We start from the raw sequence: 15623 nt of genomic DNA on the forward strand, positions 1-15623 counted from the left end.
TGTTGTCGTGCGCTTCGCCCGACCGTTATCAACCGCGACGCCGATGCTCCCCTCTCCCAGGTTCGGAGAGGGGTCGGGGGTGAGGGCAACTACCCCCACTCTCATCGATGCCCTTATTTCCCTGCCAAGGCCTTGGCCAGATCTTCCGGCAGGGTCAGGCGATAGGCCAGCACCAGCGTGTCGTTGGTGAGGCCGGCGTCGTAGCTCTGACCCTTCATCACGCCTTTCCTGGTGAGGAAGTCGTTGTCGTTGCCGACGAACAGGAAGGCATCGTTCGGCGCAGCCGGGTCGAGGGCGGGCACCAGCGTCATGGCTTCCCATTTTTCCGACAGGGTGAGATCGTTGGACTTGGCATTGTCGATGTTGAGGCCGAACTTGCCGAGCTGGGTGGCGTTCAACAGGTTGACCAGCACCTGGGAGCGGGCAGGGGTAATGGCGGGATCGAGAACATTGCGGTCGTCCTTGGCGGGCGCGATCGGCTTGGTGCCGGTTTCATAGTCCGTGCCGGCCAGATTGGTGGCGCCGCTGGTGTCGACCACCAGGATGGCCTTGAACATCTCCGGATTCTTGCAGTCGCAGCCATGGCCGGCGCCGTCGCGGGCGAGCAGAAGGAAGCGGTGGTCGTCGAGCGCCACCATCTCGCTTTGTGCGGCCGTGCTGTCGATCTTGCCGTCGCCTTTCTTGGAATAGACCGGCAGTTCGATCGAGTAGACGGCCTTGGGGGTCTTGGGCAGCGGGTCCGAGGCGACGTCATAGACGTAGATCCGCGTGGTGGCACGGTTCGCCTGGTTCTTGCCGGCCGAGCTGTCCTGCAGCGCACCGCTTTGCAGCACGGCGTAGAGGGTCTTGCCATCCGGCGTCAGCGAGATCGCTTCCAGGCCCTGATTGTTGCGCCGGCCGGTGTCGGGCGCTTCCATCGAGGTGAAGTTGATCTTGCCCTTCTTGGTGGGAACCAGGGCCGGGCCGGGCGGGATGAGGCCCTTCAGCTTGCCGTCCGGTCCGAACAGATAGACGGCGGCAGCATATTCATCGCCGACATAGAAGCTGCCATCGGAACGATAGGCGATCGACTCGGCGTCGAAGGAGAGGGAGCCGGCGCCAAGCGCTCCGGCCGGCGGTACGGGCAGGGTATAGCCGTTCATTTCGACGGTGTTGTCGGCGGGATCGGCCCCCGTCGTCGGCTTGCCGTCGAGGCCGGTGAGGAAGACGCCCTTGCCGTCGAGCGGCTTCAGTTCGATCTGCGACTGCGAGGTGACGGCGGTAGGCAGGGCAGGGCCGGAATAGGGCGTGAAGGCGAAGTCGAAGGCGAGGACGCGGCCCTGATAGTCAAAGAACAGGCCCTTGTCGGGATTGTTGTAGCCGCGGTCCGGCAGGGAGCGGAGCTGGCCCTTATAGCCGGTGGCGGTCTTGCTCCAGCTCTTGGGATCGATCGCCATGGAGGAGAAGGAGCCGAGCGTATCGCCCTTTTCGTCCTTGAGGTCGGCACTCAGCCGGCCGACGCCGACCAGGCCATGATTGACGAAGCTGCCGCCGGCGAAATCGATCTTCTCTTCGCCCGGGGCGGAAGAAACGAAGGGCTCCTTGATGGCAAGGGGCTCGGCCATTGCCAGCGTCGGCAGAACCGGGAGGGTGGTGAGAAGGATGGTGCGAAGAAGGCGCATGGAAATCTCGCTCGGTGGCCAGAACACAGACGCGCCTCAGCGAAAACGCGTCTTTGCTCCCGGTCATTGTTGTTTCGACGTGTCTTCGCAATTTTCAGCAATATGGCCGAATTGCGAAACGCTTCAGCGTGGACTTCCTTGGCAAGAGCCGATGACAGAGGCGTGACAGTTTTCCGGCGGGTGACGCACCAAGAGGATCTTCGAAAGAACTTGCCGCGAACGCACGGCGTCGGTTGCGCTGCCCGTATGATTTTGGCAGCATCGCGGCAATCCGGACAATCAGACGGCTCCGGTGGGAGGATTCGCCGCACCTGCAATATCCTGACCTTCGATACGAAGGGCAGGGGTCGTTCGTTCGTGCGATTTGTTCAGTGGCTTGTGCGAGTAAAGAACAAGGAACATTTAGTCCATGCTTTCTCTGTGGGTCATTATTGCGTGCGGGGCGCTTTCCCTCGTTTACGGAATCTGGGCATTCCAGTCGGTGATGGCGCAGCCCGCCGGCAACGCCCGGATGCAGGAAATCGCCGGTTTCGTGCGTGAAGGCGCACAGGCTTACCTCAGGCGCCAATACGTCACCATTTCCGGCGTCGGCATCATCATCTTCGCGCTGGTCGCTTATTTCCTCTCGATCCCGAGCGCCATCGGCTTTCTGATCGGCGCAGTGCTTTCGGGTCTTGCCGGCTTCATCGGCATGAACATGTCGGTGAGAGCCAATGTCCGCACGGCACAGGCTGCGATGAACTCGCTGGGGCAGGGGCTCGAAGTCGCCTTCAAGGCCGGTGCTGTCACCGGCATGCTGGTGGCCGGTCTCGCTTTGCTTGGCGTCGCCGTCTACTACTATGTGCTGACCGGCCCGATGCAGCTCTCCTTCGCGGATCCCAAGCAGGCGCGCGAGATCATCGATTCGCTGGTGGCTCTGGGCTTCGGCGCCTCGCTGATCTCGATCTTCGCCCGTCTGGGCGGCGGCATCTTCACCAAGGGCGCCGACGTCGGCGGTGATCTCGTCGGCAAGGTCGAGGCCGGCATTCCCGAGGACGACCCACGCAACCCTGCCACCATCGCCGACAATGTCGGCGACAATGTCGGTGACTGCGCCGGCATGGCCGCCGACCTGTTCGAGACCTATGCGGTCACCGTGGTCGCCACCATGGTGCTCGCGGCGATCCTGTTCGCCGGAACGCCGGTGCTCTCCAACGTGCTGCTCTATCCGCTCGGTATCGGCGCGGCGTGCATCGTCACCTCGATCGTCGGCACCTTCTTCGTCAAGCTCGGCGCCAACCAGTCGATCATGGGCGCGCTCTACAAGGGCTTCATCGCTTCGGCCGTGCTTTCGGTGGCGGGCCTGGCAGTCGCCACGCATTTCCTGATCGGCTGGGGCTCGATCGGCACCATTGGCGGCCATGACGTCACCGGCACCTCCCTGTTCGCCTGCGGCATCGTCGGCCTGGTGGTGACCGGCCTGATCGTCTGGATCACCGAGTACTATACGGGCATCGGCTACCGGCCGGTGCGCGAGATCTCGCAGGCTTCCGTCACCGGTCACGGCACCAACGTCATCCAGGGCCTCGCGGTCTCGCTGGAAGCGACGGCACTGCCCACCATCGTGATCGTCGCCGGTATCGTCGCCACCTACACGCTTGCCGGCCTGTTCGGCACGGCGATCGCCGTGACGACCATGCTGGGCCTCGCCGGCATGGTGGTGGCGCTCGACGCCTTCGGCCCGGTCACCGACAATGCCGGTGGCATTGCCGAAATGGCCGGCCTGCCCAAGGAAGTCCGCAAGTCGACGGATGCGCTCGACGCCGTCGGCAACACCACCAAGGCCGTCACCAAGGGTTATGCCATCGGCTCGGCCGGCCTCGGGGCGCTGGTGCTGTTCGCGGCCTATACCTCGGACCTTGCCTATTTCTCCTCGAATTCGGCCCAGTATCCCTACTTCGCCGGGGTGCAGCCGAACTTCTCGCTGGCCAATCCCTTCGTGGTCGTCGGCCTGCTGCTCGGCGGCCTCATTCCCTATCTCTTCGGCGGCATCGCCATGACCGCCGTGGGCAAGGCCGCTTCGGCCATCGTCGAGGAGGTCCGGCGCCAGTTCCGCGAGAAGCCCGGCATCATGCAGGGCACCGACAAGCCGGATTACGGCAAGGCGGTGGACCTGCTGACCCGCGCTGCCATCAAGGAGATGCTGATCCCCTCGCTGCTGCCGGTCCTGTCGCCGATCGTGATCTATTTCCTGGTGCTGTGGATCACCGGCTCGAAGTCGGATGCCTTCGCCGCCGTCGGCGCCATGCTGCTCGGCGTGATCGTCACGGGTCTGTTCGTCGCCATCTCGATGACGGCGGGCGGCGGCGCCTGGGACAATGCCAAGAAGTCGTTCGAGGATGGGTTCATCGACGCCAACGGCACCAAGCACCTCAAGGGCTCCGAAGCCCATAAGGCCTCGGTGACCGGTGACACGGTCGGCGATCCCTACAAGGATACGGCAGGCCCCGCCGTCAACCCGGCGATCAAGATCACCAACATTGTCGCGCTGCTGCTGCTGGCCATCCTGGCCCATCACTGAGCTTTCGCGATAGTCTATGGCGGGTGAGGGAGGGCAATGCCCTCCCTCTTTCGTTTTGAAACAGGCCAGCACCACGGCCGCGATGGTTTTGACCGATGATCGAGACGCGCCTCCTGCACCAGTTCGTCGTCCTCGCCGAGGAACTGCATTTCCATCGCGCGGCCGAGCGCCTGCATATGGCCCAGCCGCCGCTCAGCCAGGCCGTGCGCAAGCTCGAGGAGAAGGTCGGCGCCCGCCTGTTCACACGCAGCAATCGTCATGTCGCTTTGACCGATGCCGGGGCCGCGTTTCTGGAGACGGCGAAAGCCTGCCTGGCAACCCTGGAGCAGGGAGCCCTGCGCGCACGCCGGATCGAGGCGGGACTGGCGGGTCGGCTTGCCATCACCTTTGTCGGCACGGCCCGCCGCGATCTGGTTCCACTGGCACTGCGAACCTTCCGCTCCCGTTTCCCGGAGGTGGAACTGGTTCTGCGCGAGGCGACCACGGCCAAGCAGATCGAGGCCCTGCGAGGCAAACAGGCCGATATCGGCTTCATGCGCTGGCCGGGCGTACCGGCAGCCGATATTCGCTTCGAGCGGATCGAGCGTGAGCCGGTCCTGGCGGCCTTACCCGACGATCATCCCCTCGCAGCCGGTACAGCGATAAGGCTCGAGCAACTGGCCGGGGAGGATTTGATCATGACTCCTCGCGACGAGGGAGTGAGCTTCCATGACCAGTTGATCGCCCTATGCCGCCATGCAGGCTTCGAGCCGCGCATCACCCAGGAGGCCTGCGAGATGCAGACCGTCGTCGGCCTGGTGGCAGGCGGCCTCGGAGTGGCGCTGGTACCGGCCTCGGCCACCCAGGAGAACCGCAAGGGCGTGGCCTTTTGTCCGATCGTCACCACCGCACCGGATGAATTGAGCCACATGGACATGGTTCTCGGCTGGCGCGCCGATATCGCCTCGCCGATCCGCGACAGCTTCATCGAAATCGTCAGCCGGTTGAGCACGTTTGATATGTGATAGCTATCAATCGACTATCTATAATATATTTTACAATGATCTCTGGGTGATCAAAATCACTTCCGAGCTGAGCGGGAGCGGTTGCCATGAACCTTCAGACCACGGACCGACGCGATGTCCTGAAATGTGCAGCGGCTGCCATGACGGCGGCCTTTGCTCTGCATGCCGGCTCCAGCCATGCCCGAAGGAGCAGAAAATCAATGATCTATCAATTGCGCATCTATGAAATATTCGAGCACAACAAGGCGGCTTTCCATGCTCGCTTTCGTGACCATGCCGTCCGTATCATGAAGACCTATGGCTTTGATTTCGCTTCGCTATGGGAGACGACCACGCGGGAGAGTACGGAATTCGTCTATCTGCTGCGCTGGCCGGATGCCGAGACCATGAAAGCAAGCTGGGATCGCTTCATGGCCGATCAGGAATGGCAACGCATCAAGGACGAAACCGTGGCCCGTGACGGCAAGATGGTCGGCGTGATCGAAGATCGCGCCATGCAGGCTGTCGACTACGCGCCCTTGATCTGAGAGGCGGCAATTTCCCCTGACGCAGGCTTCTCTGCCTACCTTTCCGGCCGCGTCTTTCATGTCGGTTGACAGGATGGGGAGAACGCGCAAGCTGGATTGGGGTTGAGCCGAAACAACCCGGTATGCTCCTCGATATGCGAGGGCGGCCGGGTTGGCCGCGACCCGCGACGATCCAACGAGACTCAGAGGAGCGGAGGGATATATGGCCCGCAAGCGCGACGTTCCCGGGATCAGAGCCTATGACAGCCCCGCCGGCGGCTGGGGGGCCCTCAAGGCGACGGCAGCGGCCGTGCGCACGCAGATGGAAGTGCTCGAGGCGCCGCTGACCTTCCTGCGGATGAACCAGCCGGACGGTTTCGATTGCCCCGGCTGTGCCTGGCCGGACAAGGAGCACCGCTCGACCTTCCAGTTTTGCGAGAACGGTGCCAAGGCGGTGACCTGGGAGGCGACGAGCAAACGCGTCACGCCGGAATTCTTCGCCGATCACACCGTGACCGAGCTCCTGGGCTGGAGCGACTATCACCTCGAGAACGAGGGCCGCCTCACCCATCCGATGGCCTATGATTCGGAGACGGATACCTATCAGCCGATCGAATGGGACGATGCCTTCGCGCGGATCGCCGCCGCCTTGCGCAGCCTACCCGATCCGAACATGGCCGAGTTCTACACCTCTGGCCGGGCCTCTAATGAGGCGGCCTTCCTGTTCCAGCTCTTTGCTCGCGAATATGGCAGCAATAATTTTCCCGATTGCTCCAACATGTGCCACGAGGCGACCAGCGTCGGCCTGCCGCAATCGATCGGCATCGGCAAGGGCACCGTCTCGCTGGAGGATTTCGACCATTGCGAGCTGATCCTCTCGCTGGGCCACAATCCGGGCACCAACCATCCGCGCATGATGGGCACGCTGCATGAATGCTCGCGCCGCGGCGTGCCGATCATCGTGTTCAATCCGCTGAAGGAACGGGCGCTCGAGCGCTTCGCCGACCCCCAGAACCCTGTCGAGATGGGGACCTTCGGTTCCACGCGGATCGCCTCGTCCTATTATCAGGTCAAGGTCGGCGCGGATGCCGCTGCCCTCAAGGGCGTCATGAAGGCCCTGGTCGAGATGGACGAAGCATCGGACAACAAAGTCCTCGACCACGATTTCATCGCCAATCACACACGTGGCTTTGCCGAGTTCGCTGCCGACCTCGCCGCGACGTCCTGGCAGGCCATCGAGGCCATCAGCGGCTTCAGCAAGGCCCAGCTCGGCGAGGTCGCGACGGCCTATGCTCGTTCGAACGCCACCATCGTCGCCTATGGCATGGGCATCACGCAGCACAATCGGGGCACTGCCAATGTGCAGCAGATCGCCAATCTCCTGCTGCTGAAAGGCAATTTCGGCAAGCCGGGGGCCGGCATCTGCCCCCTGCGCGGCCATTCCAACGTGCAGGGCAACCGTACGGTCGGCATCACCGAAAGGCCCAATGCTCCCTTGTTCGAGGGTATCGAGCGCACTTTCGGCTTCAAGCCGCCAAGTCATCACGGCCATGACGCGGTGGCCGCCATGGAGGCGATCGACGCAGGCAGCTCGAAGATCCTGATCTGCCTGGGCGGCAATTTCGCGGTCGCCATGCCGGATCCCGAGCGCAGCCATGCCGCCATGCGCAAGCTCGACCTGACGGTGCATCTCGACACCAAGCTGAACCGCTCGCAGCTTCTCATCGGCAAGCAGTCACTCATACTGCCGGTATTGGGGCGGACCGAGCGCGACATGCAGGCGAGCGGGCCCCAGGCCGTGACGGTGGAGGATTCGATGTCGATGGTGCATGCCTCGCGCGGCAAGCTGCCACCGGCCTCTGAATATCTGCGCTCCGAGACGGCCATCGTCGCCGGCATCGCCATGGCGACGCTGCCCGACAGCAAGGTCTACTGGGCCGAGATGGTGGCCGATTACGATCTCATCCGCGATGCGATCGAGAATGTCCTGCCGGACTTCAAGGATTATAACCAGCGTATCCGCATCCCCGGTGGCTTCCGCCTGCCCCTGCCGCCGACCGAGCGCATCTGGCCGACCCCATCGGGCAAGGCCGAGTTCCTGTCCTTCAAGGGGCTGGAAGAGGATACAGCCAGCGCCGACGCCGACGTGCTCAAGCTGGCGACCATCCGCAGCCATGATCAGTACAACACCACGATCTACGGCTTGAATGATCGCTATCGTGGCGTGTTCGGCCGTCGTGACGTGCTGTTCGTGAATGCGGCGGATCTGTCCCGGCTGGGACTGGAGCATGGCGATCTCGTCGAGATCGAGACGGCGCTGCCATCGGGCGAGCCGCGGCGACTCAAGCTTACCGCCATTGCCTACGATATCGCTCGTGGCTCGGTCGCGGCCTATTATCCCGAAGCCAATGGGCTGGTGCCCCTCGACTACAAGGATGAGGAAAGCGGGACGCCTTCCTACAAATCCGTGCCGGTGCGAATCCGAAAAACAGGCTGACGCACAAGAAAGCCAGCCGGCTGGCCACTCAACCTGCGTTGGCGGCCCCGACACACAGGCCGTCGACGAAAACGTCGACGAGCCGCTGCACGGCTTCCAGCCAGCCGGGATGGTCGCGCATGTAGCACATGCCCACCAGGGCCCGCAGCAGATCTTCCGGCGTCACGTCCGCCCGGATCTGTCCGGCGGCGACGGCCCGGTTCAGCAGGATGCCAAGCGCCGTGGTCAGGCGATCGAAGGAATAGGCATAGAGTTCGGACGGGGCATAGGCAGCGAGTGCCAATGCCGTCAGCATGCCTTTCTTGGTCGCGACCAGCTGGACATTGGCATGCAACCAGCGGCGGACCGCATCGACCGGCTCCGCATCGTCCTTCAGCTGCTCCGCCAATTCGCTGAGATGATCCACTTCCTGCCGATAGACCGCCTCGAATAGTGATTCGCGGGTGGGGAAGTGGCGGTAGAGCGTGCCGATGCCGACTTCCGCCTGCCTTGCGACCGCCTCCAGGCTCGCTTCGGAGCCGCCCCTGCTGAAAACGGTCTTGGCAGCCGCCAGCAGCCGTTCCCGATTGCGGATCGCATCGGCGCGCGGCTTGCGTCTTGTTTTCTCGGTTTGCTCCACCATCTGAATTCAGCCAGCCTGCCCCTTGCAAAACGGAGGGACCCTCCGTATAAATACTGCATGAGCATCAAATCAGACAGATGCTCTCCAATCAAATCGATGCCCGATTCCCTTGGGCAGCCCGTTTGCATCCGGCCGCCCAGATTGCGTCTCGCGGCCTGAAGCCTGGAGTTCGATCCGCCTGGATCGTGCTCCTCCAGAGACTCTGAAGAGACAAGCGCCTCCGATCCGAGAGAATCGGCCTCCCTCTAAGGCGCTTTGGCCTCGGCAGCCTGGATCGTCCAAAAATCAGTCGATTGGAGCAGTGCATGACTTTCTCCATCAGCCTCACCGTCAATGGTGAGCAACGTCACGTCGAACTCGACGATCCGAGGGTGACGCTTCTCGACCTCCTGCGGGAACGCCTCGATCTCACCGGTACCAAGAAGGGTTGCGATCGCGGTCAATGCGGCGCCTGCACCGTCCTGGTGGATGGCCGCCGCATCAATTCCTGCCTGGCGCTTGCCGTCAGCCATGATGGCGCGGAGATCGAAACCATCGAGGGGGTCGCCCAGGGCGAGCATCTTCACCCCATGCAGGCGGCCTTCATCGCCCATGATGGGTTCCAATGCGGCTTCTGCACACCCGGCCAGATCATGAGTGCCATTGGCCTGATCCGCGAAGGCCAGGCCGGGGACGATCCCGAGAGAATCCGCGAGGGCATGAGCGGCAATTTGTGCCGCTGCTCCGCCTATGCCGGCATCACCGAGGCCGTGCTGGAGGCCCACCATGTCCTGGCCGAGGGCGGACGGAGGAAATCAGCATGAAGAGCTTCGATTATGTGAGACCGGCGACGATTGCGGAGGCGGTCGCGGCGGCCTCCCGGCCTGGTTCTGCGTTTCTGGCCGCCGGCACCAATCTCCTCGACCTGATGAAGACAAACGTTGTCAGCCCCGACCGGCTCGTTGACGTCACCCGACTGCCGGATCTCGGCGCGATCGACTGGCTGCCCGATGGGGGCATCAGGATCGGTGCACTCGTGCGCAATGCCGACCTTGCCCATGACCCGGCTTTCGCAAGAACCTATCCCGCTGTCGCGGAGGCGCTGTTGTCCGGGGCATCGGGCCAGTTGCGCAACGCGGCGACTGTCGGCGGCAATCTGATGCAGCGTACGCGCTGCGCCTATTTCTTCGACGTTGCCGGCGCCTGCAACAAGCGTGCACCAGGCTCGGGCTGCGATGCCCGCGGCGGCGAGAACCGCCTGCATGCGATATTGGGCTGGAGCGAAGCCTGCATCGCCACCCACCCTTCGGATTTCTGCGTGCCGCTGGCTGCTTTCGGCGCCACGGTGGAAATCGAGGGCAGGGCAGGGCGGCGCGAGATCCCGCTGGGCGAGCTGCATCGCCTGCCGGGAGATACGCCGGAGCAGGATACGGCCCTTGAGCCGGGCGACCTGATCGTGGCGGTGCGATTGCCTGCCGACGCCGCCGGTTTTGCCGCTCATACCCGCTATCTCAAGGTTCGCGAGCGGACATCCTATGCCTTTGCCGTAGTATCGGTGGCCGCTGCCCTGCGTCTCAGGGATGGGGTGATCGATGAGGCACGGTTGGCGCTGGGCGGCGTCGCGGCCAAGCCTTGGCGGCCGCTCGAAGCGGAGGCGGTTCTGGCCGGCGCCACCCCGGACGAAGCCGTCTTCCAGCGCGCCGCGCAGGTGGCTCTCGCCGAGGCGAAGCCCTCGGGCGACAATGAATTCAAGATCGAACTGGCGCGCCGCACGCTGGTGCGCGCCCTGGCCGAAGCGGCCGCCGGCACGCCGGATCGTATCCCCGCTCTGCCAGGTTCCCCTTTCTCAACCCTCCCCGGAGCCCGTCGAGATGCCTGAACTCGTTACGCCCGACCTCAAGCCGAACCAGGCTCCGGCGCATGTCCGGCACGGTTCCAATATCGGCCAGCCCCTGACGCGCCGGGACGGCGTCCTCAAGGTCACCGGAGCTGCGCGCTATGCGGCCGACAACCATCCCGCCGGCATGCTCTATGCCGTGATGGCGGTTGCGCAGATTGCTCGCGGCCGGGTTTCTTCTCTCGATGTCCAAGCGGCCAAGGGCCATCCGGGCGTGGTGGAGGTGATGACGCCGGACCACAAGCCGGCCTTGGCGCAGGATCCGGATGCCAAGGATCATCCCTTCATGTTCCGGCTCGACGTGCTGCAGAACGATCGCGTGCGCTATGCCGGCCAGCCGATCGCCGTGGTGATCGCGCAGTCGCTGGAGGCTGCGACGGAAGGGGCCGCGCTGCTGGCGCCGCGCTACGAGGCCGAGACAGCGCGGATCGGCCTCGATGGGGACGGCTTCGTGCCGCCGGCCGTTGGTGTCGGCAATCCATCGCAAGCCGTGCATGGCGACATCGAGGCCGGCTTCGCCGGGGCGGACAGGAAGATCGAGGCCGTGTATGAGACGCCCGCCCAGTATCACAACCCGATCGAGCCGCACGCCATCGTCGCGAGCTGGCAGGGGGATACCCTGTCGATCGATACGCCCAGCCAGGGCATGGCGATGGCACAGGGCCGTATCGCCGGTCTTTTCGGCATCGCGCCCGACAAGATTCATATCCGCAGCCCGTTTCTCGGCGGCGGCTTCGGCTGCAAGGGTCTCGTTGCCGGGCCGCAGATCCTGGGCATCATGGCGGCCCGCCTCGTCGGACGGCCAGTGAAGCTCGTGGTCAGGCGCGACCAGATGTATGGGCCCGTGGGCCATCGCGCCCCGACCCGCCAGACCTTGCAGCTCGGGATTGCCGGAGACGGTGCGCTGACGGCGCTCGTCCATCACGCCAGGACGGCTTCGTCCACCTTCGACGACTTCTTCGAGCCTGCCGCCAGCGCCTCGCACGCGCTCTATGCGAGCCCTGCCATCGTCACTAGCTATGACGCGGTGCGGACGGACACCGGAACCCCGCTGTTCATGCGCGCGCCCGGTGAGGCCACTGGTTCCATTGCCCTGGAAAGCGCAATGGACGAAGCAGCCTGGGCAAGCGGCATCGATCCGCTCGAGTTCCGGCTCAGGAACTATGCCGAAATCGAGCCGACCACCGGCAAGCCCTTTTCCTCCAAGGCCCTGCGTGAATGCTATGCCGAAGGCGCCAAGCGTTTCGGCTGGGCCGGCCGGCCGCTTGCTCCCCGCCAGATGCGCGACGAGGCAGGCTTTCTCGTCGGCTGGGGCATGGGTACCGCCATCTTTCCGGCCCTGATGTTCCAGGCCGAGGCGCGGGCCGTGATTCGGCGAGACGGTTCCGGTCTGATGGAAACCGGTGCGCATGACATGGGGCAGGGGGCCTGGACGGCTCTCGCCCAGATCGCTGCCGACGGCCTGGGCCTCGATATCGACCAGGTGGAATTCCGGGCGGGCACCTCCGATCTGCCGGATGCCGGCATCGCCGGCGGCTCGGCGCATACGGCCACGGCTGGCGCGGCCATCCACGAAGCCGGCGCGGCGGCGATCGCCAAGCTGGCGGAACTGGCCGTAGGCGACGAGCGTTCGCCGCTGTTCGGTGCGGGCAATGCCGGCGTGATCGCCCGAGACGGGCGGCTCGCCCGCCGGGACGACGAAAGCCGCAGCGAGAGCTATGCCGATATTCTCGGCCGGGCCGGCCTGGCGGAGATCGAGGCCAGGGGACGCGCCAGCGCCGATCCGGCATCGCAGGCAAGCTATGCCATGCATGCCCATGGTGCCGTCTTTGCCGAGGTCAAGGTCGATCCCGATCTCGGGCAGGTGCGTGTCAGCCGGCTCGTCGGCGCCTTTGCGGCAGGGCGGATCGTCAACCCGCATCTGGTGCGCAGCCAGTATCTGGGCGGCATGATCTGGGGCGTGTCCTTCGCCCTGCACGAGCATGCGGTTGTCGATCATCGCTCGGGCCGGATCATGAATGCGGATCTCGCCGAATATCACGTGCCCGTCAATGCCGACGTCCCCTCGCTGGAGGCCATCCTGGTCGAGGAGCACGATCCCCATGTGAACGCGCTCGGCATCAAGGGCGTCGGCGAAATCGGCATCACCGGGACGGCGGGCGCAGTGGCCAATGCCGTCTGGCATGCGACCGGCAAGCGTGTGAGGAAATTCCCGATCGCCATCGAGGAGTTGCTGTGAGGTAGCGGTCATCCCGGACGCGCAGCAGCACGAAGTGGTGCAGCGTAGATCCGGGATCGCCCAAGGAATGGATCTCGTTCTCATTGCGGTCCCGCGTCTGCGGTGCACCACTTCGTGCTGCACCGCGCGCGGGATGACGGTGGACTACACCCGGTCGCAGAGCATTTCGCGGGCGGCGTTGTGGCCGGGGGCGCCGGTGACGCCGCCGCCGGGATGGGTGCCCGAGCCGCAGATATAAAGCCCCTTCACGGGCGTGCGGTAATCGCCGTAGCCGAGCATCGGCCGGGCCGAGAAGAGCTGGTCGAGCGACAGAGTGCCGTGGAAGATGTCGCCGCCGACAAGCCCGAATACGCGTTCGAGGTCGAGGGGCGTCAGCACCTGGCGCCCGAGCACGCTCTGCTTGAAGCCCGGGGCATAGCGCTCCACCGTGTCGATCATCAGGTCGGCGACTTCCTCGCGATGGGCATCCCAGCTCTCGCCGTTCGGCAGGTACGGCGCCACATATTGGCAGAACAGGCTGGCGACGTGCTGGCCTTTGGGCGCGAGCGTGTCGTCGAGCGTTGAGGGGATCAGCATCTCGACGATGGGCTGCCGGCTCCAGCCGAGGCGGCGGGCCTCCAGGAAGGCATCTTCCATATAATCGAGGCTAGGCCCGATGATGATGCCGGCGGTGTGGTGGACGCCCTGTTCCTTGCCGGGTAGGGCAGTAAAGCTGGGTAATTCGGAGAGCGCGACATTCATGCGCAGCACGCCCGAGTCGCATTTGAAGCGGCGGATGCGCTGCAGGAAATCGGCCGGCACGGCTTCCTCGGGCACGATCTTGTCGAAGAGCAGGCGCGGGCCGATATTGGCCGCGACGGCCTTGGCACGAATGACCCGGCCATCCTCCAGTTCGACGCCGGCTGTGACGCCTTTCTCTACGATGAGCCGGCGGACCGGGGCCTCCGTCTCGATTTCCGCACCGGCCTCGCGGGCGGCCTTGGCCATGGCCTGCGTGATCGCGCCCATGCCGCCGATGGCATGGCCCCAGGCGCCCTTCTTGCCGTTCACCTCACCGAAGACGTGGTGCAGCAGCACATAGGCCGAGCCCGGTGTCGAGGGGGCGGCATAGGAGCCGACGATGGAATCGAAGCCGAACAAGACCTTGGCTTCCGGGCTTTCGAACCAGCCGTCGAGATAGTCGCTCGCCGATTTGGTGAAGAGGTCGAGCAGCACGCGGCGATGATGCATGTCGAGCTTGGATAGCCGACGCCCGAGTTTTCCGGCGCGCAGCAATTCCGGCAGCGAGCCTAACCAGCCGTCGTCGGAGATGTTGGGCGGCGTCTCCAAAATGAGGTCGCGCAGCACGTCGGCAATGGTGTCGATTTCGTCGCAATAGGCCGGGAAGCGGGCGGCATCCTTCTGGCTGAACTTGGCGATCTCGCTCTGGGTGCGGCCTTCGCCGGAGAGGATGTAGCGTCCGTCGGGGAAGGGAAAGAAATTGGAGGCCTGGCGCTCGACCACCTTGAGACCGTGACGCTCCAGCTCCATGTCCCGGATGACCTTGGGATTGAGCAGGCTCACCGTGTAGGAGGCCACGGAATTGCGGAAACCCGGATGGAACTCCTCCGTCACTGCGGCGCCGCCGACGACGGAACGGCGCTCCAGCACCTTGACCCGCCGGCCAGCTCGCGCGAGGTAATAGGCGCAGGTCAGGCCGTTATGGCCACCGCCGATGATGACCGCGTCATAGGGAGTGTTCGCGCTGTGGACCGAGGGCGAAGTTGCGTCAGCCAATTCCTCGAAGCCTTCTTGTTATGACGCAGCGGCTGGCGCCGCGGACGTCCCGTCGGCTCCTTCTTATGCCGCCTATGCCGCGCCTCCAAGAGGCGGATGTGGCACCTGCTGTGCCGCTTCGGCTTCTCAGCCGCGGGCGGCTTCCAGGATATGCTTGCACTCGCCGAGTTCCAGCAGCACCGTCTGCAGCCGTCTGCGACGCTCGTCGCCCAGCGACAATCCACTGCCGCTTTCAGCCTGCGCGAGCGGAGGCGGTGCGGGGCGCGGCTCGCTGCGCATGGGCGGTCCCGCGAGGGATGACAGCGGCAGCGAGGCTTGGGCTGGCGGCGGCTCGTAAGCTTCGGACTCTTCGTCGAAGACCGGCTCGATCCGATCATCGCCCTCGTCATAGTCCCCGGCCGGATCACCCAATGCAGGAGCCTCCGCCTCCGGCCATTCGGCCCGCTCACGGCGGCGCTCTTCCTCGTCCGCCCGCGGGATCACCGCGACGGGTGGTACATAATCCTCATTCTGCGCGCGGCCGATCTCGATCACATGCCGGTTGCCACGCTCCTTGAGGATGCGCTGCACGCCCTTGATGGTGTAGCCTTCGCCATAGAGGTAGTAGCGAATGCCCTTGAGCAGATCGATGTCGTCAGGGCGATAATAGCGACGCCCACCACCGCGCTTCAGCGGCTTGATCTGGCTGAAGCGGGTTTCCCAGAAGCGCAGGACGTGCTGGGGCAGGTCGAGATCCTCGGCGACCTCGCTGATGGTGCGGAACGCGTCAGGTGCTTTTTCCATGCTGCCGGACTCCCGAGCGGAAAGCGGCGAATCGTGCCTTTCCCCTATCACTCGTCCGATTCTGTGATGAAAGACAAGCGTTTATCACTTGTTTCCAAC

At 64.4% G+C, this 15623-nt stretch carries 11 protein-coding genes; 7 read left to right on the forward strand and 4 right to left on the reverse strand.

Annotated elements, in window-relative coordinates:
- Positions 1–113 precede the first annotated feature (113 nt).
- Complete coding sequence (locus ACTJKX_RS13100) at positions 114–1661, reverse strand: esterase-like activity of phytase family protein (RefSeq protein WP_440725511.1); 1548 nt, start codon at positions 1659–1661, stop codon at positions 114–116.
- A 409-nt stretch (positions 1662–2070) separates the two neighbouring features.
- Between ACTJKX_RS13100 and ACTJKX_RS13105 the strand changes: the two genes are divergently transcribed.
- The 4 genes from ACTJKX_RS13105 (at position 2071) to ACTJKX_RS13120 (ending at position 8228) form a co-directional block, all read left to right on the forward strand.
- Complete coding sequence (locus ACTJKX_RS13105; RefSeq protein ID WP_311935473.1) at positions 2071–4221, forward strand: sodium-translocating pyrophosphatase; 2151 nt, start codon at positions 2071–2073, stop codon at positions 4219–4221.
- A gap of 95 nt (positions 4222–4316) precedes the next feature.
- Positions 4317–5225, forward strand: a complete 909-nt coding sequence (locus ACTJKX_RS13110; RefSeq protein ID WP_440725512.1) for a LysR family transcriptional regulator — start codon at positions 4317–4319, stop codon at positions 5223–5225.
- 86 nt (positions 5226–5311) lie between these two features.
- The gene (locus ACTJKX_RS13115) at positions 5312–5752 is read left to right on the forward strand and encodes an NIPSNAP family protein (RefSeq protein ID WP_440725513.1); all 441 of its coding nucleotides are present in this window, start codon (positions 5312–5314) and stop codon (positions 5750–5752) included.
- Positions 5753–5954: 202 nt separating this feature from the next.
- Entirely contained in the window at positions 5955–8228 is a 2274-nt protein-coding gene (locus ACTJKX_RS13120; protein ID WP_394308132.1) for an FdhF/YdeP family oxidoreductase, read from the forward strand.
- Between the two features lie 28 nt (positions 8229–8256).
- On the opposite strand, the gene ACTJKX_RS13125 is transcribed toward ACTJKX_RS13120, so the two are convergent.
- Positions 8257–8850: a TetR/AcrR family transcriptional regulator gene (locus ACTJKX_RS13125; protein WP_440725514.1), complete on the reverse strand. Its 594-nt coding sequence runs from the start codon at positions 8848–8850 to the stop codon at positions 8257–8259.
- 305 nt (positions 8851–9155) lie between these two features.
- Here ACTJKX_RS13125 and ACTJKX_RS13130 point away from each other — a divergent pair, with 305 nt between their 5' ends.
- Genes ACTJKX_RS13130 through ACTJKX_RS13140 form a run of 3 tightly spaced genes read left to right on the forward strand, consistent with a single transcriptional unit; the run spans position 9156 to position 12965 of the window.
- Positions 9156–9653, forward strand: coding sequence for a (2Fe-2S)-binding protein (locus ACTJKX_RS13130; protein ID WP_311935463.1), 498 nt, complete (start codon positions 9156–9158; stop codon positions 9651–9653).
- On the forward strand, positions 9650–10708 hold the full coding sequence (locus ACTJKX_RS13135) for an FAD binding domain-containing protein (protein ID WP_440725515.1): 1059 nt from the start codon (positions 9650–9652) through the stop codon (positions 10706–10708). Before ACTJKX_RS13130 ends, ACTJKX_RS13135 begins: the two co-directional genes overlap by 4 nt.
- Positions 10701–12965: a xanthine dehydrogenase family protein molybdopterin-binding subunit gene (locus ACTJKX_RS13140; protein WP_440725516.1), complete on the forward strand. Its 2265-nt coding sequence runs from the start codon at positions 10701–10703 to the stop codon at positions 12963–12965. Before ACTJKX_RS13135 ends, ACTJKX_RS13140 begins: the two co-directional genes overlap by 8 nt.
- Positions 12966–13109: 144 nt before the next feature.
- Here ACTJKX_RS13140 and ACTJKX_RS13145 read toward each other — a convergent pair whose 3' ends face one another.
- Together ACTJKX_RS13145 and ACTJKX_RS13150 are read right to left on the reverse strand one after the other, a co-directional pair.
- Positions 13110–14741 (reverse strand): phytoene desaturase family protein, encoded by a 1632-nt coding sequence (locus tag ACTJKX_RS13145; RefSeq protein WP_440725517.1) that lies wholly within the window; start codon positions 14739–14741, stop codon positions 13110–13112.
- A 126-nt stretch (positions 14742–14867) separates the two neighbouring features.
- Positions 14868–15524, reverse strand: coding sequence for a MerR family transcriptional regulator (locus tag ACTJKX_RS13150; protein WP_440725518.1), 657 nt, complete (start codon positions 15522–15524; stop codon positions 14868–14870).
- Positions 15525–15623: the final 99 nt, after the last annotated feature.

The organism is Labrys sp. 22185, from assembly GCF_052045555.1.
Classification (GTDB): domain Bacteria; phylum Pseudomonadota; class Alphaproteobacteria; order Rhizobiales; family Labraceae; genus Labrys; species Labrys neptuniae.